The sequence below is a fragment of the Brucella sp. TWI432 genome, assembly GCF_039674445.1.
In the GTDB taxonomy this organism is placed as follows: domain Bacteria; phylum Pseudomonadota; class Alphaproteobacteria; order Rhizobiales; family Rhizobiaceae; genus Brucella; species Brucella chromiisoli.
In genome coordinates this window covers 87,645-110,271 of sequence record NZ_JBDJNL010000003.1, presented here as the reverse complement: position 1 = coordinate 110,271, position 22,627 = coordinate 87,645, and the positions used below count along the sequence as shown (strand labels likewise).

The following is a 22,627-nucleotide window of genomic DNA, read 5'->3' as shown; positions in this document are numbered from 1 at the left end:
TAACGATTCTCACTGTTTTTTCGCAGGCACAATGCAACCAAAAGGTTGCCGTTAAAAGCAGGCTTTATAAACATAATTAATGATAGAAAATTATAATTGCACCTCTTCGACAAGCCGGTGACCGACAGCGCTCAGCTCGTAACGGGTGCGTTGCGTTCGCTCGTCTCTTTGGCGGATGCGAAGAGAGCCGCCCTCTGCACCAAGCGTCACAAGCTCCCGCAACACAAGCGCATGCGCAACGCCAAATATCCGTGAAAAACTGCGGCTGTCCGATGCAATATCGCGTGCTGCGGCAGCAAGAATACCCGCGCCGAGCCGTGAAATTTTACCTGATGCCGCCTCAAGTGCGTCGACCAGCGCCATATACTCGGCTTCTTCGCTCACGCGCGCACCGCCTGCACAGGACGAAATGACACGATAACCGATTTTGATGTCGGCGTATCGCTTCCGTCACCTGCACTGCCAAGTGGCACAAGGACATTCATCTCGGGATAATAACCGGCAATACAGCCACGCGGTATATCATAAGGCACAAAGCGGAAATTGCGCGCGACCCGTTCAATCCCATCATCAAAATCACCGACAATATCAGCCCGATCACCCGCTTCAACGCCAATATCCGACATATCGGCAGGGTTCATGAACACGACCTGTCGTTCGCCGTAAACGCCGCGATAGCGGTCATCCATGCCATAAATGGTCGTATTATACTGGTCATGGCTGCGGAAGGTTTGCAGAACATAACGCCCCGGCTTATCACGTGCCTGCTGGTGCTCAACGGCTTCCGGCAGCGCACCGCTCCAGAATGTCGCCTTGCCTTTGGGCGTTGCCCATTCGAGTTCGCGCGCGCTGTTGCGCAAATGAAAGCCGCGCGGCACGCGAACACGCGCATTGAAATCATAAAAATCAGGCAGCACCCGCGCTATATGATTGCGGATCAGATCATAATCATCAGCCAGTTCAAGCCAATTAACCGGCTTTGGCCCCAATGTTGCATTGGCCAGACCGGCAATGATCGCAACCTCTGAACGCAGCAACGGCGATGCGGGTTTATTAATGCCCCCCGATCCATGAACCATGCTCATGGAATCCTCAACAGTCACAATCTGCGCAACGCCTTTGGAATTGAGATCAATTTCCGTGCGTCCAAGGCATGGCAGGATGAAGGAATCCTCTCCCGGCACAAGATGCGAATGATTAAGCTTGGTCGCGATATGCACGGTCAGCCTTTGACCGGATAATGCCTTGGCAATCATCGGGCTGTCCGGTGTTGCGCGCGCAAAATTGCCACCAAGGCCGATAAATGCCTTTGCCGAGCCATCAAGCATCGCACCAATCGCGGCCAGCACATTGTGCCCCGGCGCACGTGGTGCGCTGAAACCAAATTCTTTTTCAAGCGCATCAAGAAACGCTGCTGACGGCTTTTCATTGATGCCAACCGTGCGATCACCCTGCACATTGGAGTGGCCGCGAACAGGGCAAAGCCCGGCACCGGGCTTACCGATATTGCCGCGCAACAGCATGAAATTGGTGATTTCACGGATCGTGATCACCGAATGGCGGTGCTGCGTAATGCCCATCGCCCATGTGCAAATAACCTTGTCAGCCTGCATATAAATGCGTGCTGCGTGTTCAAGCGACGGACGCAGCAAACCGGACTGGTCTTCAATTTCCTCCCAGGTCGTCGCATCAACAGCCTTGCGATAGGCTTCAAACTCTGCCGTATGTTGTGCGAGAAACGCCCGGCCGAGAACCGAAGGCTCTCCGGCGGCAAGTGCTATATCATCGGCGGCAAACACAGCCTTGGCCATGCCGCGGAATGCCGCAAGATCACCCCCAAGACGCGGTTGATAATAGTCGCTTGCAATGGCTTCGCTGCCGCCATGCATCATTTCAAGTTTGTCCTGCGGATCAGAGAACCGCTCAAGGCCACGCTCGCGCACTGGGTTGAACACCACAATCTGCGCACCACGCTCCGCTGCGCGACGCAGATCGCCCAGCATCCGCGGATGGTTGGTACCGGGGTTCTGGCCGACCACGAAAATCGCATCGGCCTGCTCGAAATCTTCAAGCAGAACCGTCCCTTTGCCAACACCAACCGATTGCGTCAGAGCCACACCGCTGGCCTCGTGGCACATGTTGGAGCAGTCGGGGAAATTATTGGTGCCATAAGAGCGCACAAAAAGCTGGTAGAGAAAAGCGGCCTCATTGGAAGCACGGCCCGATGTGTAGAATTCAACCCGATCAGGGCTGTCAAAGCTTTTGAGAATATTGCCAATGGCAGCAAAAGCCTCATCCCATTCAACGGCTTCGTATGTATCAGTCGCCGCGTTGTAACGCATCGGATGCGTAAGGCGGCCCGTGTTTTCCAGCGCATAATCCGTCCATGCGCGCAGTTCGGACACCGTATGCTCGGTGAAAAATTTCGGTGTTGTGCGCCGCTCCGTCGCTTCCCAAGCGACAGCCTTCACGCCATTTTCACAAAACTCAAAGGAAGAGCCGTGTTCCGGGTCGCCCCATGCGCAGCCGGGGCAATCAAAACCGTCAGGCTGATTGGCCTTGAGAAGGGCGCGCGCACCTGTCAGCGGTGCACCGCTGGCCAGCAATTGCTTGCCACAGCTTTTCAACGCACCCCATCCGCCGGCAGCACTCGACTTCTTGCCAATAAATCTGGTGTCGTGAGTTTTGCTCATTTTGCTATCCTCGACTGCACAGCGTTTCAGCCCAACCTTTTATGTACAACAATGCTACTTTTTTCAGGCTATTGACCTTCAATATGCGTCAAAAATGGCCGCTAATTCTCACAAGCTTATCTGTACGTCATAGCATATGGCATCGATATCTCAGTCACAAAAGCCAGTAGATAGTATAGTTGAAAGAGAGATGTGATCAAATAACCGAGAGTGAACAACCAACGCCTGTTGGATCGCTCTTGATTTCCCTGAAACAATCAGTCATTCGACTGGTAAACAAAACTGACCACAAAGGGAGAGACCATGCCCAACATCGTCGAGATCGCTGATCTGAAGCGACTTGCCAAGCGCCGCGTCCCAAAAATGTTTTTCGACTATGCGGATTCAGGGGCTTGGACGGAATCGACTTATCGCGCCAACGAAGCTGATTTTGCGAAGATCAAGCTTCGCCAGCGCGTGCTGGTTGATATGACCAACCGTTCGCTTGAAACGACGATGATCGGCGAAAAAGTCTCAATGCCAGTGGCAATTGCCCCGACAGGCCTCACCGGCATGCAGCATGCAGACGGTGAAATGCTGGCCGCACAGGCTGCTGAGGCTTTCGGTGTTCCTTTCACCCTTTCAACCATGAGCATCTGCTCAATCGAAGATGTGGCCTCTGTGACCAAAAAGCCTTTCTGGTTCCAGCTCTACGTCATGCGGGATCGCGAATTTGTCAAAAACCTGATCAGCCGTGCCAAAGCGGCTGGTTGCTCGGCTTTGGTGCTGACACTTGATCTGCAAATCCTTGGCCAGCGCCACAAGGACCTGCGCAACGGACTTTCCGCGCCGCCAAAATTTACCCCAAAGCATATCTGGCAGATGGCGACCCGGCCCGGCTGGTGCATTGGCATGATGGGCACACAGCGCCGGACCTTCCGCAACATCGCAGGCCATGCAAAGAATGTAACGGATCTGTCCTCCCTTTCTGTATGGACGAATGAACAGTTTGATCCCCAGCTCAACTGGAACGATGTTGCATGGATCAAGGAACAATGGGGCGGCAAGCTGATCCTCAAAGGCATCCTTGATGTGGAAGACGCACAGATGGCAGCCAAAACCGGTGCCGACGCCATCATCGTTTCCAATCATGGTGGCCGCCAGTTGGACGGTGCCGCTTCATCCATTTCCATGCTTAAGCCGATTGTCGATGCGGTCGGCGACAAGATCGAAGTGCATATGGATGGTGGCATCCGCTCCGGGCAAGATGTGCTCAAAGCGCGTGCGCTCGGTGCTCAGGGTGTCTTTATTGGCCGTCCATTCCTTTACGGACTTGGTGCCATGGGCAAGGAAGGCGTTACACTCGCGCTGGAAATCATCCGCAAGGAGCTCGACATCACCATGGCGTTGTGCGGCAAGCGCAACATCGATGATATTGATCATTCAATAATAAAATCGGCGGACTTCAAGTAAAAAATATAGACACCGTATTTTAAAAAAACATTTAAAAACAAACAGATAAAGCGGCGATTTGATTGCATCAGATCGCCGCTGCGAAACTTATTCTTTACAACCCGCACTACATATTTAGCACTCCCTAATAGAAAGTAACATTAACTTAAGCATATTCATTTACCATCTTCAGCTAACGGTTCTGGGGCCGACATTGGTTTATTTTGGAGTTGGTTAGATGAAAAATGTTTCCGCGATTGCGCTCATGGCATGTGGGATGCTGATCGCTGTAAATGGAGCGCACGCAGCTGACATTATTCTTGACGATCCGGTTGTTGCGCCGGCTCCATTGCCTGTCGCTGCGGGTTGGTACATTCGCGGTGATATCGGCTATAATTTCAAAAACAAGACTGACGGCGATTGGGCCTTCTGGAATCAGTTTGACCCACCTTATCGCGGCATTGATGACAATCTGCGTTATGACGATTTCAAACTCAAAGGCGGCGCTTCATACGGTCTCGGTGTTGGCTATCGCTTTAATGAAATGCTGCGTACCGATGCCACACTGGATTTCTTCCGTGCCGGCATCAACGGACGGACCGCCTGCCCAAGCTACATCAAATCTGCCAAGGGCTTTAATCCCGTCGAAGACAATTGCAATTACGAAGATAACTCGACAGCAAATATCTGGACAGCCATGGCCAACGCCTATGTTGATCTTGGCAAGGTTGGCGGCCTGACACCTTATGTCGGTGCGGGGCTTGGCGCAGCATTCGTCAAATACGACACATGGAAAACCCATGAAGTTTGCGCGGGCTGCTCTTACACAAGCGATAAGGACGGACTGGACAGCTGGCGTTTTGCAATGGCTCTGATGGCCGGTGTCAGCTACGATCTCACCGACCAGCTCAAACTTGATGTTGGCTATCGCTATCTGCGTGTCAATGGCGGCAAAGCTTATGCGTTCGATGCGGCAGATCAGAGCACAAACCCTTACGGCAATGCGGTCGGCCCCGGCGCAACAGGCGCACAGGCACGCGATAACGGCTTTAACCTCCATACTGTCCGCGCCGGTCTTCGTTACGAATTCCGCTAAAACAAGCGTATGATCATCACGAAAAGCCCGGCCCTGCGCCGGGCTTTTTCATGCACGACTTGTAGGCGCTTTTGACAAAAGCACGGTGCGGATCGCAAAGCTCGAATGAATGCGCGCAACGCCGGGGAGCCGCGAGAGAATTTCCTTATGAATGACTTCATAAGAAGCCGCATTCTCTGCCTCAACCCGCAGAATATAGTCGGCATCCCCCGTCATGAGATAACATTCCTGCACTTCAGGATGGCGGCGCACCGCCTCTTCAAAGCGGTTGAGATATTCTTCCGTCTGCCGGTCCAGCGTGATGCGCACAATGGCGACAAGCCGCTCATCGCCGCCTGAAGACCCGACAATGGCGGTATATCCGCGAATGACACCGCTTTCCTCCAAAATCTGCACGCGCCTGAGACAGGCCGACTGTGACAGCCCCACTTCGCCTGCAAGCTGGCTATTGGTCATACGACCATCGCGCCTGAGAGAGCGGATGATATTGCGGTCTATGCTATCCAGTATGGCCATGCAGAATCTTCAACTCAAAAGCTAATAAGTGCGCAAATCATGCAAAAATTCGCATATTATGCGAAAAATTGCAAAAACATTCGAATAGTCTTCGACTATCATGATCGCTATTGTTTTGGAGGCAATACATTATGGCCTTTGCTTTCCGCAACAATCAGCTTTTGGGGGGAAGCGGATCAGTCCTGTTCATCCCGCAATCATTTGAGTGAACTGGAAATGACCGATATGTCGATGCATTTTTCCCAGACCGAACGCGACCTTGCTGCGGGTGGCATATTAACGATCGACCTTGCGGCTCTGCGTCATAATTATTCGACAATTTCCAGTCGCATCGCCCCCACGCGCACCGCCGCTGTGGTGAAGGCTGATGCTTATGGCCTTGGTGCAAATCGCGTCGCACCGGCTTTTTATGAAGCAGGCTGCCGCGATTTCTTCGTCGCCCATCTGGGCGAAGCCATTTCGCTCCGGCCTTTTCTCAATCCGGATGCAACGCTTTACGTGCTCAATGGCCTTCAACCCGGCACAGAAGCTGCCTGCGCACGCGAGAAAATCCTGCCGGTTCTCAATTCGCTGGAACAGATTGAAAACTGGTCGGCACTGGCTGCAAGCTTGAACGAAAAACTGCCCGCTTTGCTGCAAATCGATACCGGCATGTCGCGTCTTGGCCTGTCGGCCAAAGAACTTGACCAACTGGTCAATGACCAGCATCTGCTCGACCATATCGATGTCAAATTTGTCATCAGCCATCTGGCGAGCGGCGATGAGCCGCAAAATCCGGCCAATGCCCGCCAGCTTGCAGCCATGAATGCAGCGCTCGCGCGTCTGCCAAAACTGCCCGTAGCATTTTCAAATTCCGGCGGCTGCTTCCTTGATCAGACTTATCACTTCAATCTCGCTCGTCCCGGTGTCGCCCTTTATGGCGTCGGCCCGGACGCCCGCGAAAATCCAATCCGCCCCGTGCTCGAACTATCCGCACGCGTCATTCAGGTGCGCGATATCGACAAGGGCGCGGCGGTCGGCTATGGCGGCACCTTTATCGCAGAAAAACCCATGCGCATTGCAACCATTGCAGTCGGCTATGCCGATGGCTGGTTCCGCTCTTTGAGCAACAAAGGATCGGCCTTTTATGGTGACACGCGCCTGCCGATTGTCGGGCGCGTTTCGATGGATTCCATCACGCTTGATGTCACGGCCCTGCCGGAAGACACGCTCAAGCTCGGCAGTCTGGTTGAACTCGTCGGCCCGCATCAACGACTTGAAGATGTGGCGCGGGATTGCGACACAATTCCTTATGAAATTCTCACATCATTAGGCCACCGCTATGCCCGCGTTTACAACGATAGCGAAGCCGGCACACACGCATAATAATAAGAGGCGAACATGCATATCATCATTCTGGGCAGCGGCGTTGTTGGCGTCACCACTGCATATTATCTGGCCAAGCTTGGCCACGAAGTCACTGTCGTTGACCGTGAAGAAGGCCCTGCGCTGGAAACAAGTTTCGCCAATGCCGGTCAGGTGTCGCCAGGCTATGCTTCACCTTGGGCCGCACCCGGCATTCCGCTGAAAGCCGCAAAATGGCTGTTTCAGAAACATGCGCCGCTGATTCTGCGCCTGAGCTCTGATCCAAAGCAGTATAGCTGGCTGTTGCAGATGCTCGCCAACTGCACAGAGAGCCGCTACAAGGTCAATAAAAGCCGTATGGTCCGCGTGGCCGAATATAGCCGTGATTGCCTTATCGCGCTGCGCGATGAGACTGGCATTCAATATGACCAGCGCATGCAGGGCACCTTGCAGCTCTTCCGCGAACAGTATCAGCTCGACGGCATCGGCAAAGATATTGAAGTGCTGCGTCAGGATGGCGTGCCGTTTGAAGTGCTCGACCGCGAAGACTGCGTGCGCATTGAGCCTGCTCTGGCGCGCGCCCGCGATAAATTCGTCGGCGGCCTGCGCCTGCCAAATGATGAGACCGGAGACTGCTTCAAATTCACCAATGAACTGGCGAAAATTGCCGAAGGCCTTGGCGTCAAGTTCCGTTTCGGCGTCGATATCAAATCGCTTTTGCTGACAGGTGGAAAAGTCTCCGGTGTCGAAACGTCGGAAGGCATTCTGACAGCTGATCGTTATGTTGTGGCGCTCGGCAGTTATACGCCCGCACTGGTCAAGTCGCTTGGCCTGAACGCTCCAATCTATCCGGTCAAAGGCTATTCGATCACCGCTCCGATCATCAATGAAGAACTGGCGCCGGTCTCGACCGTGCTTGATGAAAGCTACAAGATTGCCATCACCCGCCTTGGCGACCGCATCCGCGTGGGCGGGATGGCCGAAGTCTCCGGCTTTACCAAAGATCTGCCGGCAGCACGTCGCGCAACGCTTGATCTGTCGGTGAGCGACCTGTTCCCCGGCGGCGATCTCAAGGCTGCAACCTTCTGGTCGGGCCTGCGTCCCATGACGCCGGATTCAACGCCGATCATCGGCGCAACCCGCTACGAAAACGTATTTATCAATGCGGGCCACGGCACACTTGGCTGGACCATGGGCCCCGGCTCCGGCAAGCTTCTCGCAGATCTTATTTCCGGCAACAAACCGGACATTCAGGCCGACGATTTAAGCATCGCCCGCTACTCATAAGCTGAACACTATCAAAAACTTGGTGGTGTGCAGGCGCTCACCACCTCGCAAGCCACCGGTCCCACGCATTTGAACCGATGCGGTAGCTTGCTTGAGAAATAATAGGCATCACCCGGGCCAAGAATGCGGCGCTCGCTGCCGACCGTCACTTCGATGCGGCCGGAAATGACGATTCCCCCCTCCTCGCCTTCATGCATGAGCAGAACCTTGCCGGTATCCGATCCAGGTTCATAACGCTCTTTGAGGATTTGCAGCGAACGCGCAAAGAGGTGATCACCCACCTGCCGATAGGAAATCGGCCCCTTGCCGATCTCCACCAGCTCATCCGCCTGATAGAAAACCTTATGCGGCGCATCCGGTTCCAGCGCGAAAAATTCGGCCATTCCGATAGGAATTCCATCCAGAATGCGCTTTAATGCACCAACTGATGGATTGGACTGATTGGCTTCGATCAGCGATATGGTGGAATTGGTCACGCCAGCCCGTTTTGCAAGCTCTCGCTGAGACAGATTCTGCCGCATGCGCACATAGCGAAGCCTGCCACCAATATCGATGCTCATCGACACGTCCTCTTACTGTTTATGATGTTCGATATATCACAAACTTCCATTTCGAAGCACGAAATTTCAATGCTTTAATTTTCATAAGAAAAGGACTTGTTGCCTTCGAGAAAGCATGTCCTGTTGGTCGAAAATAGGAGGTTCTAATGCTTAACAACACCAACGCGCCAAGCCTTGATAACTTCTGGATGCCGTTCACAGCGAACCGCCAGTTCAAGGCCGCTCCACGCCTGCTCGCAAGCGCTTCGGGCATGTATTACACCGATGTCGACGGCAATCAGGTTCTCGATGGCACGGCTGGCCTTTGGTGCTGCAATGCCGGTCACGGCCGCAAGCGCATCACGGAAGCCGTCGAGCGCCAGATCTCGACCATGGACTTCGCGCCAACCTTCCAGATGGGCCACAACATCGCTTTCGACTTTGCTGAAAAGCTCGCAGCCATTGCGCCCGGCGGCCCGGATGCCAAGCTGGACCGCGTGTTCTTCACCAATTCGGGCTCGGAATCGGTTGATACCGCTCTCAAGATCGCCATCGCCTATCAGCGCGCCATCGGTCAGGGCACCCGTACCCTCGTGATCGGCCGTGAAAAAGGTTATCACGGCGTTGGCTTCGGTGGCATTTCTGTCGGCGGTCTCGTCAACAACCGCCGCGTCTTCCCGCAAATCCCTGCCGACCATATGCGCCATACGCTTGATGTTGGCCGCAATGCATTCTCCAAAGGTCTGCCGGAGCACGGCATTGAGCTTGCAGACGATCTGGAACGTCTGGTTCAGCTGCACGGCGCAGAAAAGATTGCCGCCGTCATCGTTGAACCAATGTCCGGTTCTGCCGGTGTTGTCCTGCCACCAAAGGGCTATCTCGAACGCATCCGCGCAACCGCTGACAAGCACGGCATTCTGGTGATCTATGATGAAGTCATCACCGGCTTCGGACGCCTCGGCACACCATTTGCTGTCGATTATTTCGGCGTCAAGCCTGATCTCGTCACCACCGCCAAGGGCCTGACAAACGGCGCAATTCCAATGGGTGCTGTCTTTGCAAGCCGTGCGGTGCATGACGCACTGATGACCGGCCCGGAAAACGCCATCGAGCTGTTCCACGGCTACACCTATTCCGGCCATCCGGTTGCCTGTGCTGCCGGTCTCGCAACGCTTGAAATCTACGCCGAAGAAGGCCTGCTTACCCGCGGCGCTGAACTGGCCGAGCATTGGCAGAACGCACTTCATTCGCTCAAAGACGCACCAAATGTCATCGACATCCGCAACTTGGGCCTCGTCGGCGCAATCGAACTGTCGTCACGCGAAGGCGCCATTGGCGCGCGCGCTTACGATGTCTTTGTCGACTGCTTCAAGAAGGGTCTTCTGATCCGCGTCACCGGCGATGTGATCGCGCTTTCGCCACCGCTCATCGTGGAAAAGGAACAGATCGACACCATCGTTTCCATGATTGGAGATGCGTTAAAACGCGCGGCCTGATCGCCACCCAGATTAAGCCGCAACTTGGCCGCCGCTTTCCCCTGCGGCGGCTTTTTCATGAATCACATTCTTCGTTGAAGTCGATAAACCGTTCTGAAACCGATTATTTTAGCGCACCATTCTTAAAAGCAGGCCAAAGCTGAAATAACATTACGTTACATGCCTGTCTTTGGCTCTTTGACGCTTTCCAAATTGCACTCTCACGCATGTCGCCAGTCGCCTGTCCCCCTCCTTGAAAACCTCACATCACCTGAAAATAGATGTTTCACTTGAAGCATTGAACGCATAAGAAATTGCTGCGATGTTGTTCGCAATTTTCCCATCTCAGGACAGACCATGGCTATTTCAGCAGCACTTGAAAACCGCATCGTTTACGTGAATGGCGAATATGTTGCCGCCCGCGATGCCCGTATTTCCATCTTTGACCGTGGCTTTCTCTTCGGTGACGGCATTTACGAAGTGACCGCCGTGCTTGACGGTAAGCTGGTCGATAGTGATCCGCATATGAAGCGCCTGCGTCGTTCAACCGGTGAAATTGGTATTCCGATGCCGATGAGCGAAGATGAGATCGTCGAGATCGAGCGCGAACTGATCCGCCGTAATAACCTGACCGAAGGTCTGGTCTATCTTCAGGTCACGCGCGGTGACGGTCGCGACCGTGATTTTGTCGCCAAGGGCTTGAAGCCATCAGTCGTCCTGTTCACTCAAGTTAAGGCCCTTGCCAACAGACCGGAAGTCGAAACAGGCATCCGCGTGCTGTCACTTGATGATCTGCGCTGGAAACGCCGCGACATCAAAACCGTCTGCCTTCTGCCGCAGGCGCTCGCCAAAGAAATCGCAAAGAATGCCGGTTGCGATGAAGCCTGGATGCTGGAAGACGGATTTGTCACCGAAGGCGCCTCTTCAACTGGCTATATCGTCACGCAGGACGATGTCATCGTCACCCGCCCCAACTCCAATGCGGTGCTTCCGGGCTGTACACGCCTGTCGCTGTTGCAGCTCATTGCCGAGACCGGCATGACGCTCGAAGAGCGCGCTTTCACGCTTGATGAAGCTTATGCTGCGAAAGAAGCCTTCATGACCAGTGCGGGCACTTTCGTAACGCCGATTTCGTTTATCGACGACAAACCAATCGGTGGCGGCAAACCCGGTCCGGTGGCGCTCAAGCTGCGTGATATCTATCTCGACCACGCGCGCCGCACTGCAATCTGAAAATCGTAAATCAAGTTGAAAACAGATCGGGCCGGAACTTAAGTTCCGGCCCGACTGGCTCACGCCTCCCTCTCCCAAAAGGGCGGAGCAAAAGCGCGAAAACGCGCTTTTTCTGAGCATTTTTTCGCGAAAAGCGATGTTTAATTCGCGAAAAGTGATGTTCAAAATGTGATTTTCACGGCAAGCTCGTGTTCATAATATGGCCAATTCATGGCAAATCCCTATTTTAGCGGCGTTGGTTGTAAACATCGATGCAAACAGCGCCCAGCAGAACGATCCCCTTGATGACCTGCTGATAGTCGATCCCGATCCCGAGAATCGACATGCCGTTGTTCATCACACCCATGATCAGCGCGCCGATCACAGCCCCCGTCACACGCCCCACACCACCATAAGCCGATGCGCCACCGATGAAGCAGGCAGCAATCACATCAAGCTCAAATCCAAGACCGGCCTTTGGTGTCGCCGTGTTCAGACGTGCTGCAAAAACCAGACCGGCAAGGGCTGCCAGCACGCCCATATTCACAAATGCAAGGAAGGTCAGCCGCTCGGTCTTGACGCCCGAAAGCTTCGCTGCATGGCGATTGCCACCGACCGCATAAATCTGACGACCAATAACCGTGCGGCTTGTGAGAAACGCATAGGCCGCGATCAAAACAGCCATAATAATCAGCACGTTAGGCATGCCGCGATGCGACGAGATCAGCAGCGCCAGATAGGCGATGCCTGCAAAGAACAGAATATTCTTGACCACAAACAGGCCGAACGGTTCTGTCTCGACCTCATGCGCAATATGACGTGCACGCGAGCGTGTGTTCTGCCAGACGATAAAACCAGCAAGAACCAGACCAAGGATCAGCGATGTGAGATAAATACCGCCTGTCACACCAATGAATTCAGGAATAAAGCCTGACGAGAGCTTCTGAAACATCGGTGGGAATGGACCGACCGACTGTCCGCCGAGCACCGCCAGCATCAACCCCTTGAAAACCAGCATGCCAGCAAGTGTGACGATAAAGGACGGGATATTGAAATAGGCAACCCAGAAGCCCTGCATCGCACCAATAATGCCACCGGCAATCAGGCACAGAATGGCGGCAATTGGAAACGGAATTCCCCATCGCACCATCATCACAGCCGCCAGCGCGCCGATGAAACCGCAGACCGATCCGACCGACAAATCGATGTGCCCGGTCACAATAATCAGCAACATTCCAAGCGCCATGATGACGATATAACTGTTTTGTAACACGAGGTTAGTCAGGTTCAGCGGCTTCATCAGCACGCCGCCGGTAACAATCTGGAAAAAGATCATGATTGCAATCAGCGAGAGCAGCATTCCCGATTCACGCAGATTGTTCTTTAAATAGCGCCCCACGCTGCTTGGCGCCTTCTGACCGCCCTGGATAACGTTCTCGCTCATTGTTGTTTTCCTTTGTTCTGCATGATGGCGCGCATGATGTTTTCCTGCGTTGCTGCCTCGCCCGCCACTTCGCCGACGAAAGCGCCCTCGTGCATGACGACAATGCGGTCGCAGATCCCGATCAGCTCCGGCATTTCGGATGAAATGACGACCACGCCCTTGCCGCTGTCAGCCAGTGAATTGATGATTGTATAGATGTCGTATTTCGCGCCCACATCGATGCCACGTGTCGGTTCATCGAGGATCAGCACATCGGGTCCGGTGAACAGCCATTTCGACAGCACCACCTTCTGCTGGTTGCCGCCTGAAAGCGTGCCGGTTTCCTGATAAACATTGTGGCAGCGAATGCTCATTTGAGAGCGGTAGTCGTTCGCGACCTTCATTTCGCGAATGCTGTCGATCACCCCCTTGGGGCTGACGCCGCGCAAATGCGCGAGTGATATGTTGCGCGAAATATTTTCGCCCAGAACAAGGCCCAGCTTCTTGCGGTCCTCAGTCACATAGGCGAGACCCGATTTAATGGCGCGGGCAACGCTCGAAATATCAACCGGCTTGCCATGCATGCGCACATCGCCGGAAATATTTGTACCCCATGAGCGTCCGAACAGGCTCATGGCAAATTCGGTACGACCCGCACCCATAAGGCCAGCAATGCCGACGATTTCGCCCGCTTTCACTTTGAACGACACGTTTTTAACCGAGTGACGTTCCGGGTGCAACGGATGATAAACCGACCAATTGTCGACCTCGAAAATCACATCGCCGATCTTCGGATCACGCTTTGGATAGCGGCTTTCCAGATCACGATCGACCATCTTGCGGATAATGTCATCTTCCTCGACTTCGCCCGCATGACAATCCAACGTCGCAACCGCGCGTCCATCGCGCAGCACGGTAATCTTGTCAGCCACTTCGCGAATTTCATTGAGCTTGTGCGAAATCAGGATCGAAGTGATGCCCTGCGCACGAAATTCTTTCAGCAAGGCCAAAAGCGCCGCACTGTCGGTTTCATTCAGACTTGCCGTTGGTTCATCAAGAATGAGCAAGCGTACCCGTTTGGAGAGCGCTTTGGCGATTTCAACAAGCTGCTGTTTGCCAACACCAATATCCGTCACCAGCGTATCAGGCGACTCCGTCAGTCCGACTTTCTTCAAAAGCGCCTTTGTGCGCTGATAGACTTCGTTGCGATCAATCACACCGTAAGAGCCGGGTGGATTGACGAGAAAAATATTCTCGGCAATCGACATCAGCGGCACCAGTGCAAGCTCCTGATGGATGATCACGATGCCAAGCGCCTCGGAATCATTGATGTCGCGGAAATGCCGCTCCTCTCCGTCAAAGACAATCGAACCGTCATAACTGCCAGAGGGATAAACACCCGACAGCACTTTCATCAGCGTGGATTTACCCGCACCATTTTCACCCACAAATGCGTGAATTTCTCCCGGCATTACCGTGAAATTGACGTCACTCAACGCCTTCACAACGCCGAAAGATTTGCTGATGCCGCGCATTTCCAGCAGTGGTTTACCGGCACTATCCGGCTGTCCACTGTTCTGCTCAAGCAGGACAGAATTGGTTACGTTCATCGCTCGCTCCCATAACGAACCTGCCATGCCACCACTCCCGGTTTTATCGCCTTCAAAAAGACAACGCTGTCAATCTGTTGGCCTAACCCAGTTCGAAAACTGGGCGGCGGGGATGATGGCATTAGAGCAGGCATTCCGGACGCACTTGTTTTGCGGCGCGTCCGGGCACAAAATTTACTGGATCTGATCTTCTTTGTAGTAACCGCTATCGACCAGAACTTCCTTCCAGTTCGACTTATCGACGATCACCGGCTTGAGCAGATAGGACGGGACAACCTTGACGCCATTGTCATAGGTCTTGGTGTCGTTCACTTCCGGCTCTTTGCCGCTCATCGCAGCGTCAACCATATCAACGGTGACCTTGGCGAGTTCGCGGGTATCCTTGAAGATTGTCGAATTCTGTTCGCCAGCAAGGATCGACTTGACCGAAGGTACCTCCGCATCCTGACCGGAAACGGCAGGCATCGGCATGTCGCCGCTGCCATAACCAACACCCTTAAGCGACGACAGAATACCAATCGAAATACCGTCATAAGGTGACAGAACAGCGTCAAGCTTCTTGTCGGAATAAAAGGCCGAGAGGATTGAATCCATACGTGCCTGAGCGGTTGCCCCATCCCAGCGCAGCGTTGCGACCTTGTCCATGCCGGTCTGGCCGCTGCCAACAACAAGCTTGCCGCTGTCGATGTAAGGCTGAAGAACGGACATTGCGCCATTATAGAAGAAATAGGCGTTGTTATCGTCAGGCGAGCCGCCGAACAATTCGATATAGAAAGGACCTTCCTTGTTCTTGAGATCAAGTGCCTTTTCAATCGACTGTGCCTGCAACACACCAACCTGGAAATTATCAAAGGTCGCATAATAGGACACATTCGGTGTGTCGCGGATCAGGCGGTCATAGGCGATGACCTTGATGCCTGCATCATTGGCCTTTGCCAGAACATCGGACAGCGTGGTGCCATCAATTGATGCCACGACCAGAACCTTGGCACCCTTGGTCACCATGTTTTCGATCTGGGCCAACTGGTTCGGAACATCATCTTCAGCGTACTGAAGATCGGTCTTATAACCGCGCTCCTGAAGCACCTTGACCATGTTATCGCCGTCAGCAATCCAGCGCGCCGACGACTTGGTTGGCATAGCAACGCCAACAAGACCCTTGTCCTCTGCCTGTGCAAAGCCGGTAAAGGCAAATGCAGCTAATGCTGCCGCCAGTGTGAATGATTTTATGCCTGCCATTGGTTCACTCCCATCGTAGGACAGGCTTTTAAGGCCTGCCATTCTCCCAAACTTCCGCTACCGCCATCTGGCTATGCGGAATTCCTCCAAAACAAGTCACAACAGCACTCAGCCTGCGATCTTGTCCCATGCTTCAACTGCACGCTGCGCGCGGTAGCGAACCTCAGCAGCAGTCAGTCCAGCCTTATAAAGACTGGAACCTAGTCCAAAACAGCGCACGCCCGCGCCGACATAAGTGGCAAAATTATCTTCCGATACGCCACCCACAGCACCCACCGGAATATCTTTTGGCAAGACTGCACAAATGGCCTTGATACCATCGGCCCCCAGCACACTCGCCGGGAAGAACTTCAACGCCGATGCGCCTGCATGAATGGCGCTGAAAGCCTCGGTCGGTGTGAACACGCCGGGCATCGTCACCATGCCATGATGGGCCGCGCGGCGAATGACATCCGGCTCGACATTCGGGCTGACCAGAAGCCTGCCGCCGACATCATGAAGCCGATCAACATTTTCAACCGACAGCACGGTGCCAGCACCGATCAGCACATTGCCCGGCGCAAGCTTTGCTGCCTTTTCAATGGAGACAAACGGCTCCGGCGAATTGAGCGGAATTTCAATCGCCTCAAAGCCCGTCTCAATCAGAGTGGAGACAATGGCTTCGGTTTCTTCCGGCCGAATGCCACGCAGAATGGCAACCAGCGGATAGCGCAGTTTGGGCCATGCGATATGATCGCTCATTGCGCACCTCCCGCAAAAGCATGGCGGGCGGCCATGAACAACCCATCGCGCACCAGTTCATCAGCCTCGATGTGGCTCACTTTCACACCGGCAATCTCAAGTGCAGCCGCATAAAGCGCGCCCATCATGCCGTCGGAAAGCAGCAGAACTTCATGAGGTTTGCCAAACAATGTGCGGCCACCGGCAACCTCCAGCCCGATCAGCAGACCCGACAGACGTGCAAGCTGATCGGTCGGCTTATAGTCATGCACCAGCCAGCCAGCACGCACCGTAAAGAGCGCGTTGGCGATAAGCTCCGGTGTTTCAAGCGAAGCTTTCACGCCTCTAGCAAAGGCAGCACTCTTCGGGTCAACCGGTCCCGCTCCTTCAAGTGCACCGGCGAGAACCGACTTGTCTTTGAGAAGCGCAAACAATTCACCCGTCATGAAAGAGCGGTAATCGTTAAGCTTGCCATCTGCAATCTGCACCCATTTGGCGTGCGTTCCGGGCATCACCACCACGGCATCCCGCGTACCGCGATGTACCAGACCAAGCAGCTTGGTTTCCTCGCCGCGCATCACATCCGGCGCATCGACGCTCCGCCGTGCAACACCCGGCAGCATGATGACGGGGCGCTTTGCAGGCACGCGAACCGCAGCAGCAACGACGCCTTCAAGCCCGGCAGGCAAGCTCATATAAGGTGCTTCGATCCAGCCAGTGCGCGAACCCGCCATGCCGCAGATCACCACCGGCAGATCATCCGGCGCACCAAGCTTTGCCAGATGCTGTTCAAGCAGCGTTTCAAAGCCCGTTTCTTTTGCAGAGATCAGCCCGTCATCACCACGGCTTTCATTGAGCACGTTGCCATCAACATCCAGCGTCCAGAGGCGGAACCGGGTTGTTCCCCAGTCCGCAACTGCCGCAAATGGTGTTTTCACTCCCAACATCAATGGTTATCTCGTGGCAGGCCACGCGTATGCGCAATGTCCTGATACTTGACCGCGTTTTCGAGAACCGCACCCGTTTCCATCTGACCAACAACCGCGCGCTGAATTTCCTGCCACGGCGTCTGGCTTTCCGGATATTTATAACCACCGGCAGCTTCCAAAGCCTTGCGGCGTTCGGCCAGCTCGTCATCCGAAATCAGAATATCCGCCGTACCACGACCAATATCGATGCGGACCCGATCACCCGTCTTGAGGATGGCAAGGCCACCGCCAGCGGCTGCTTCCGGCGACGCGTTGAGGATCGACGGCGAACCCGACGTGCCCGACTGGCGACCGTCGCCGATGCAAGGGAGCGAACTGATGCCCTTCTTCAAAAGATAATCAGGCGCGCGCATATTCACGACTTCTGCTGCCCCCGGATAGCCAATTGGACCCGCACCACGCATGAACAGCACCGAACGCTCGTCAATTTCGAGCGACGGATCATCAATCCGGTGGTGATAATCTTCCGGGCCATCAAACACAATCGCCTTGCCTTCAAAGGCATTCGGGTCTTTTTCGTCTGTGAGATAGCGATTGCGGAATTCTTCCGAAATAACGCTCAATTTCATGATCGCCGACGAGAAGAGATTGCCGCGCAGCACGCGGAAACCGGCATGTTTCTTCAATGGCTGGTCAAAGGTCTTGATGACATTGCTGTCTTCAATCGTAGCATTTTTGCAGTTTTCACCGATGGTCTTGCCGTTGACAGTGATCGCATCCTCATGAATGAGGCCCTGCCCCATCAGCTGATTGACGACTGCTGGCACGCCGCCCGCGTGGTAGTAATCTTCGCCGAGATATTCGCCCGCTGGCTGGAGATTGACCAGAAGCGGAATTTCCTCGCCATATTTCTGCCAGTCATCGACGCTCAGCTCCACGCCGACATGACGTGCCAGTGCATTGAGATGGATCGGCGCATTGGTCGAACCGCCAATCGCGGAATTGACGCGGATCGCATTGATAAAGGCTTCCTTCGTCATGATGTCAGTTGGCTTGAGGTCTTCATAAACCATTTCCACAATGCGGCGGCCGGTCAGATAAGCCACTTCCTGACGATCACGGTAAGGGGCCGGAATCGCCGCCGAACCCGGAAGCTGCATTCCGAGTGCTTCGGCAAGCGAATTCATCGTCGTGGCCGTACCCATCGTGTTGCAATAACCGGTCGATGGTGCGGAAGACGCAACCAGCTTTACAAAGCCCGCATAGTCGATCTCACCCTTGGCGAGCAACTCACGCGCCTTCCAGACGATGGTGCCCGAACCCGTGCGTTCACCCCGGAACCAGCCATTGAGCATCGGACCAACGGAGAGCGCAATTGCCGGAATATTGACGGTCGCAGCAGCCATCAGGCAGGCAGGCGTGGTCTTGTCGCAACCAATGGTCAGCACAACGCCATCCAACGGATAGCCATAAAGCACTTCAACGAGGCCGAGATAAGCAAGGTTGCGATCAAGGCCCGCAGTCGGACGCTTGCCGGTTTCCTGAATCGGATGGACCGGAAATTCGATCACGATGCCGCCCGCTTCACGCACACCTTCACGCACGCGATTGGCAAGTTCCAGATGATGACGGTTGCACGGCGAAAGATCAGAACCCGTCTGCGCAATGCCGATGATCGGACGACCGGATTGCAGTTCTTCCTGACTGAGACCGTAATTCATGTAACGCTCAAGATAGAGCGCCGTCATATCAACATTGTCCGGGTTATCGAACCATGCGCGTGAGCGAAATCTCGGTGCTTTCGGCGTAACGGGCTTATTCATTTCATTGTCCTGCATGGGTAAGAGACCGCCGCGCGGCCCCAATTCCTAGTCTTCAAAAGATTCAACGGCATGGCGCTTTCCGAGAAGGAAAGCATCGGCAACATGGGTCAGAGGTGCTAGGTCAACATCGCTCTGCCCTTCGCCAACCAGCTTCACAAAATTCTGGTAAAGACGCTGATATTCACGATCAGGCTCCGCCATTTTTTCCGTGCCTGCGATCGTCAGCCGACTGCCGCCATGACTGAGAAGCAGCGTTCCCTTGTCTGTCTCGACCCGAATATCCCATGTCTGCGGACCCGTCTGGCGCCAGTCGAGTTCAAAGGAAACCGGCACGCCGCCTTCCGTTTCAAACGCGAGATCAGCGGCAATCGGTGCCGCCCGATTTTCTGGAAAATAGAGGTCGGACTTGGTGAGAAAAAACCGTTCCGGCAGAATATGCGTCACGATTGAGAGCGCATTGATGCCCGGATCGAACACACCAAGACCACCCGGCTCCCAGATCCATTGCTGGCCGGGATGCCAGTGGCGCACGTCCTCTTTCCACGACACCGCAACAGATTTGATTGCGGCATCTTTCAGAAATCCGCGTGCCGGTTCAACGGCTGCGGCTTCGCGCGAATGCCAGGTCGCATAAAGCGTAACGCCCTGCTTTTCAGCAAAACGCGTCAGCGCCTGCACTTCCGAAATCGTCGCGCCCGGAGGTTTCTCCAGCATCACATGCTTGCGCGCCGCAAGGGCTGCATAAGCCTGATTGAAACGCCCCTGCGGCGGCGTGCAAAGCGACACCGCATCGATTGCAACATCACTCTCAAGCAGCTCTTCAATGTCATGGAACGACGGCAACCCATCAAGACCCGCATTGCGGCTGGCAATGGCTTTGAGTTCAATGCCACTCGTCGCTTCAATCGATGGCAGATGCTGGTCGCGGGCAATCTTGCCAAGACCAACAATTGCCAGATTGATATTGGACGCCACTGTCATCTCAAAGCGCCTTCACGGCAATATCTTCGGCTTTCGCCTGCGCCAGCCTGTTGACCAGCGGATAACGGAAAGGCTTTGCGGAAATTTCGAACTGGTCGCCGTTTTCCGTCTTAACACCTTCCGAAAACGACAATGTCGCCGTGCCGAAGAAATGCACATGAATGTCTCCCGGACGACGGAACAGTTCATATTTGAAATGATGATGTTCCAGATTGGCGATCGTATGCGACATGTTCGCTTCGCCCGACAGAAACGGCTTTTCAAAGATCACCTGATCGCCACGCTTGATCCGCGAAACACCCTCAACATGATCCGGCAGAGCGCCCACATAAAGCTCTGGCCCCAGCGACGCCTGACGCAGCTTTGAATGCGCCAGCCACAGATAATTCTGCTTTTCGATCACATGATCGGAAAACTCATTGGCGAGGCAGAAGCCAAGGCGGAACGGCGTACCGTCCGGGCCGATCAGATAGATGCCTGCGAGTTCCGGCTCTTCACCGCCATCCTCGGCAAAAGCTGGAGAGACGAGTTCACCGCCCGTCGCGACCAGCGCCGACCCATCGCCTTTGTAAAACCATTCCGGCTGAACGCCCGTCTCACCGCGCTTTGGTTTACCGCCTTCAACACCCATCAAAAACATGCGCATCGAGTCGGTCGGCTTTTCAGCGGCCTGTGCTGCCTTGTGCATCTTGTCACGACCATCCGCCGAACCAAGATGTGTGAGGCCTGTCCCTGCAACAATCAAATGCGCGGGATCTTCATGGGTAATAGGCAGGTCAACCTGACCATCAGCAAGTGCGGCATCAAGATCGACAGCTTCACCTTTGCCATTACGCTCAACCTGCTCAGCAAGGCTAATGCCCGCAGAGATCGCCGCCCATGCCAGTTCGTAAGTCGTCGTCACGCCATTGACGATATGGGCCGCGCCTTCATCATCGCAAGCGGCCACACGTGTTTCTCCGCGCAAGTCGCGGATTTGTACCAGACGTAACATTAAACCTCCCATTTTCCGCAAAACGCTTGCGGAACATTCTTCTCGACCGTTCAAAAACACAGGTATGCGGATGAACGGCTCCTTCTCATTAATATGACTATTTCGGCAAATACCCACTTGTCAAGCAAGGGAAACACAGCGCGCACCACCCCCACACCAAGACCATTGCCGCCCCTTTAATAAACGCATGATTTCACTATAAAATTCGCCATCATGCACGTTTGTCGCACCCCCAATTTTCAGCGAATATACGAAATGTACTTGCCATAAAGTAATATTATATGCTTCATAAACACGAAGGCTGGGAGAGCCTTTTTATTGGGAGGACTTAATATGAAACGCAGTCTGACGGCTCTGACAGCCGCATTTTCATTCGCTCTGATCTCAAGCGCATCCGCCGCTTCCCTGACGGTCGGCTTCTCGCAGATCGGTTCAGAATCGGGCTGGCGCGCCGCCGAAACAAGTGTAACAAAGCAGGAAGCTGAGAAGCGCGGCCACACTCTCAAATTTGCCGACGCACAGCAGAAGCAGGAAAATCAGATCAAGGCCGTTCGCGGCTTCATTGCACAAGGCGTTGATGCCATCCTGATTGCGCCGGTTGTTGCAACCGGCTGGGACGCCGTTCTGAAAGAAGCCAAGGAAGCCGAAATTCCGGTCGTGCTTCTCGACCGCCAGATTGATGCACCGGAAGATCTCTATCTCACCGCTGTGACTTCCGATCAGGTCCATGAAGGCAAGGTTGCGGGCGACTGGCTGGTCAAGGAAGTCGGCGACAAGCCTTGTTCGGTCGTCGAGCTTCAGGGCACGACAGGTTCTTCTCCGGCGATCAACCGCAAGAAGGGCTTTGAAGAAGCACTTGCAGGCCACGATAACATCAAGATTTCCCGCTCGCAGACTGGCGACTTCACCCGCACCAAGGGCAAGGAAGTCATGGAAAGCTTCATCAAGGCGGAAAATGGCGGCAAGGACATTTGTGCAGTCTACGCGCATAATGACGACATGGCCGTCGGCGCCATTCAAGCCATTAAGGAAGCTGGTCTCAAGCCCGGAACCGACATTAAGGTCGTTTCAATCGATGCCGTGCCGGATATTTTCCAGGCAATGGCCAATGGCGAAGCCAATGCAACGGTTGAGCTGACGCCAAACATGGCAGGTCCTGCTTTCGACGTCATCGAAGCACTCAAAGCCAATGGCACTGTTCCGCCAAAATGGATCCAGACCGAATCCAAGCTTTACACACAGGCTGACGATCCAAAGGCCGTTTATGAAGCCAAGAAGGGCCTCGGCTACTAAGCCTCAGATCACACCTTCATGC

At 54.3% G+C, this 22,627-nt stretch carries 19 protein-coding genes; 7 read left to right on the top strand and 12 right to left on the bottom strand.

Translation table 11 applies throughout. The features are described 5' to 3' along the window. Nucleotides 1–90: 90 nt before the first annotated feature. A complete protein-coding gene (locus ABE527_RS07755) occupies nucleotides 91–363 on the bottom strand; it encodes a hypothetical protein (protein WP_265985710.1) in 273 nt (90 codons plus the stop codon). Between the two features lie 17 nt (nucleotides 364–380). Next, a complete protein-coding gene (locus ABE527_RS07750) occupies nucleotides 381–2,693 on the bottom strand; it encodes an FdhF/YdeP family oxidoreductase (protein WP_499696565.1) in 2,313 nt (770 codons plus the stop codon). A gap of 303 nt (nucleotides 2,694–2,996) precedes the next feature. Here ABE527_RS07750 and ABE527_RS07745 point away from each other — a divergent pair, with 303 nt between their 5' ends. Then, nucleotides 2,997–4,145 carry an alpha-hydroxy acid oxidase gene (locus ABE527_RS07745; protein ID WP_499696564.1) on the top strand — a complete coding sequence of 383 codons (1,149 nt, stop codon included), beginning with the start codon at nucleotides 2,997–2,999 and terminating at the stop codon, nucleotides 4,143–4,145. Nucleotides 4,146–4,362: 217 nt separating this feature from the next. Then, nucleotides 4,363–5,220: an outer membrane protein gene (locus ABE527_RS07740; RefSeq protein WP_265985656.1), complete on the top strand. Its 858-nt coding sequence runs from the start codon at nucleotides 4,363–4,365 to the stop codon at nucleotides 5,218–5,220. A 48-nt stretch (nucleotides 5,221–5,268) separates the two neighbouring features. Here ABE527_RS07740 and ABE527_RS07735 read toward each other — a convergent pair whose 3' ends face one another. Then, nucleotides 5,269–5,736 (bottom strand): Lrp/AsnC family transcriptional regulator, encoded by a 468-nt coding sequence (locus tag ABE527_RS07735; RefSeq protein ID WP_499694019.1) that lies wholly within the window; start codon nucleotides 5,734–5,736, stop codon nucleotides 5,269–5,271. Nucleotides 5,737–5,952: 216 nt separating this feature from the next. On the opposite strand from ABE527_RS07735, the gene alr reads away from it, so the two are divergent. After that, on the top strand, nucleotides 5,953–7,101 hold the full coding sequence (gene alr / locus ABE527_RS07730; RefSeq protein WP_499696563.1) for an alanine racemase: 1,149 nt from the start codon (nucleotides 5,953–5,955) through the stop codon (nucleotides 7,099–7,101). Nucleotides 7,102–7,116: 15 nt separating this feature from the next. Then, nucleotides 7,117–8,367: a D-amino acid dehydrogenase gene (locus tag ABE527_RS07725; RefSeq protein ID WP_499694021.1), complete on the top strand. Its 1,251-nt coding sequence runs from the start codon at nucleotides 7,117–7,119 to the stop codon at nucleotides 8,365–8,367. An 11-nt stretch (nucleotides 8,368–8,378) separates the two neighbouring features. Here the strand turns inward: ABE527_RS07725 and ABE527_RS07720 are convergent, their stop codons facing one another. After that, entirely contained in the window at nucleotides 8,379–8,927 is a 549-nt protein-coding gene (locus ABE527_RS07720) for a cupin domain-containing protein (RefSeq protein ID WP_007876209.1), read from the bottom strand. A gap of 146 nt (nucleotides 8,928–9,073) precedes the next feature. On the opposite strand from ABE527_RS07720, the gene aptA reads away from it, so the two are divergent. Beyond that, entirely contained in the window at nucleotides 9,074–10,402 is a 1,329-nt protein-coding gene (aptA, locus tag ABE527_RS07715; protein WP_265985660.1) for an omega-aminotransferase AptA, read from the top strand. A gap of 336 nt (nucleotides 10,403–10,738) precedes the next feature. Next, the gene (locus tag ABE527_RS07710; protein ID WP_499696562.1) at nucleotides 10,739–11,614 is read left to right on the top strand and encodes a D-amino-acid transaminase; all 876 of its coding nucleotides are present in this window, start codon (nucleotides 10,739–10,741) and stop codon (nucleotides 11,612–11,614) included. Nucleotides 11,615–11,840: 226 nt separating this feature from the next. Here the strand turns inward: ABE527_RS07710 and mmsB are convergent, their stop codons facing one another. The 8 genes from mmsB to araD1 form a co-directional block, all read right to left on the bottom strand. Then, the gene (gene mmsB / locus ABE527_RS07705; protein ID WP_396997138.1) at nucleotides 11,841–13,037 is read right to left on the bottom strand and encodes a multiple monosaccharide ABC transporter permease; all 1,197 of its coding nucleotides are present in this window, start codon (nucleotides 13,035–13,037) and stop codon (nucleotides 11,841–11,843) included. After that, complete coding sequence (gene mmsA, locus ABE527_RS07700) at nucleotides 13,034–14,626, bottom strand: multiple monosaccharide ABC transporter ATP-binding protein (protein ID WP_499696677.1); 1,593 nt, start codon at nucleotides 14,624–14,626, stop codon at nucleotides 13,034–13,036. The genes mmsB and mmsA overlap by 4 nt, the downstream gene beginning before the upstream one ends. Before the next feature lie 174 nt (nucleotides 14,627–14,800). Then, nucleotides 14,801–15,865 carry a multiple monosaccharide ABC transporter substrate-binding protein gene (gene chvE / locus ABE527_RS07695; RefSeq protein WP_265985663.1) on the bottom strand — a complete coding sequence of 355 codons (1,065 nt, stop codon included), beginning with the start codon at nucleotides 15,863–15,865 and terminating at the stop codon, nucleotides 14,801–14,803. A 108-nt stretch (nucleotides 15,866–15,973) separates the two neighbouring features. After that, a complete protein-coding gene (locus tag ABE527_RS07690) occupies nucleotides 15,974–16,606 on the bottom strand; it encodes a 2-dehydro-3-deoxy-6-phosphogalactonate aldolase (protein WP_499696561.1) in 633 nt (210 codons plus the stop codon). After that, the gene (locus ABE527_RS07685; RefSeq protein ID WP_499696560.1) at nucleotides 16,603–17,532 is read right to left on the bottom strand and encodes a 2-dehydro-3-deoxygalactonokinase; all 930 of its coding nucleotides are present in this window, start codon (nucleotides 17,530–17,532) and stop codon (nucleotides 16,603–16,605) included. The genes ABE527_RS07690 and ABE527_RS07685 overlap by 4 nt, the downstream gene beginning before the upstream one ends. Continuing rightward, nucleotides 17,532–19,337: an IlvD/Edd family dehydratase gene (locus tag ABE527_RS07680; protein ID WP_499694026.1), complete on the bottom strand. Its 1,806-nt coding sequence runs from the start codon at nucleotides 19,335–19,337 to the stop codon at nucleotides 17,532–17,534. The genes ABE527_RS07685 and ABE527_RS07680 overlap by 1 nt, the downstream gene beginning before the upstream one ends. A 45-nt stretch (nucleotides 19,338–19,382) precedes the next feature. Next, nucleotides 19,383–20,318, bottom strand: a complete 936-nt coding sequence (locus tag ABE527_RS07675) for a Gfo/Idh/MocA family protein (RefSeq protein WP_265985667.1) — start codon at nucleotides 20,316–20,318, stop codon at nucleotides 19,383–19,385. A gap of 1 nt (nucleotide 20,319) precedes the next feature. Beyond that, nucleotides 20,320–21,312: an AraD1 family protein gene (araD1, locus tag ABE527_RS07670; RefSeq protein WP_265985668.1), complete on the bottom strand. Its 993-nt coding sequence runs from the start codon at nucleotides 21,310–21,312 to the stop codon at nucleotides 20,320–20,322. 333 nt (nucleotides 21,313–21,645) lie between these two features. Here araD1 and ytfQ point away from each other — a divergent pair, with 333 nt between their 5' ends. Further along, nucleotides 21,646–22,605 (top strand): galactofuranose ABC transporter, galactofuranose-binding protein YtfQ, encoded by a 960-nt coding sequence (gene ytfQ / locus ABE527_RS07665; protein ID WP_139976961.1) that lies wholly within the window; start codon nucleotides 21,646–21,648, stop codon nucleotides 22,603–22,605. The last annotated feature ends 22 nt before the right edge of the window (nucleotides 22,606–22,627 follow it).

Excerpts from the sequence above, each read along its gene's own strand:
- ABE527_RS07755 (WP_265985710.1), bottom strand. The coding sequence starts at position 363 with ATGGCGCTGGTCGACGCACTTGAGGCGGCATCAGGTAAAATTTCACGG.
- ABE527_RS07720 (WP_007876209.1), bottom strand. The coding sequence starts at position 8,927 with ATGAGCATCGATATTGGTGGCAGGCTTCGCTATGTGCGCATGCGGCAG.
- chvE (WP_265985663.1), bottom strand. The coding sequence starts at position 15,865 with ATGGCAGGCATAAAATCATTCACACTGGCGGCAGCATTAGCTGCATTT.
- ABE527_RS07675 (WP_265985667.1), bottom strand. The coding sequence starts at position 20,318 with ATGACAGTGGCGTCCAATATCAATCTGGCAATTGTTGGTCTTGGCAAG.
- mmsB (WP_396997138.1), bottom strand. The coding sequence starts at position 13,037 with ATGAGCGAGAACGTTATCCAGGGCGGTCAGAAGGCGCCAAGCAGCGTG.
- araD1 (WP_265985668.1), bottom strand. The coding sequence starts at position 21,312 with ATGTTACGTCTGGTACAAATCCGCGACTTGCGCGGAGAAACACGTGTG.
- ABE527_RS07710 (WP_499696562.1), top strand. The coding sequence starts at position 10,739 with ATGGCTATTTCAGCAGCACTTGAAAACCGCATCGTTTACGTGAATGGC.
- ABE527_RS07725 (WP_499694021.1), top strand. The coding sequence starts at position 7,117 with ATGCATATCATCATTCTGGGCAGCGGCGTTGTTGGCGTCACCACTGCA.
- ABE527_RS07745 (WP_499696564.1), top strand. The coding sequence starts at position 2,997 with ATGCCCAACATCGTCGAGATCGCTGATCTGAAGCGACTTGCCAAGCGC.
- ytfQ (WP_139976961.1), top strand. The coding sequence starts at position 21,646 with ATGAAACGCAGTCTGACGGCTCTGACAGCCGCATTTTCATTCGCTCTG.
- ABE527_RS07750 (WP_499696565.1), bottom strand. The coding sequence starts at position 2,693 with ATGAGCAAAACTCACGACACCAGATTTATTGGCAAGAAGTCGAGTGCT.
- ABE527_RS07740 (WP_265985656.1), top strand. The coding sequence starts at position 4,363 with ATGAAAAATGTTTCCGCGATTGCGCTCATGGCATGTGGGATGCTGATC.
- aptA (WP_265985660.1), top strand. The coding sequence starts at position 9,074 with ATGCTTAACAACACCAACGCGCCAAGCCTTGATAACTTCTGGATGCCG.
- ABE527_RS07680 (WP_499694026.1), bottom strand. The coding sequence starts at position 19,337 with ATGAATAAGCCCGTTACGCCGAAAGCACCGAGATTTCGCTCACGCGCA.
- mmsA (WP_499696677.1), bottom strand. The coding sequence starts at position 14,626 with ATGAACGTAACCAATTCTGTCCTGCTTGAGCAGAACAGTGGACAGCCG.
- alr (WP_499696563.1), top strand. The coding sequence starts at position 5,953 with ATGACCGATATGTCGATGCATTTTTCCCAGACCGAACGCGACCTTGCT.
- ABE527_RS07685 (WP_499696560.1), bottom strand. The coding sequence starts at position 17,532 with ATGTTGGGAGTGAAAACACCATTTGCGGCAGTTGCGGACTGGGGAACA.
- ABE527_RS07735 (WP_499694019.1), bottom strand. The coding sequence starts at position 5,736 with ATGGCCATACTGGATAGCATAGACCGCAATATCATCCGCTCTCTCAGG.
- ABE527_RS07690 (WP_499696561.1), bottom strand. The coding sequence starts at position 16,606 with ATGAGCGATCATATCGCATGGCCCAAACTGCGCTATCCGCTGGTTGCC.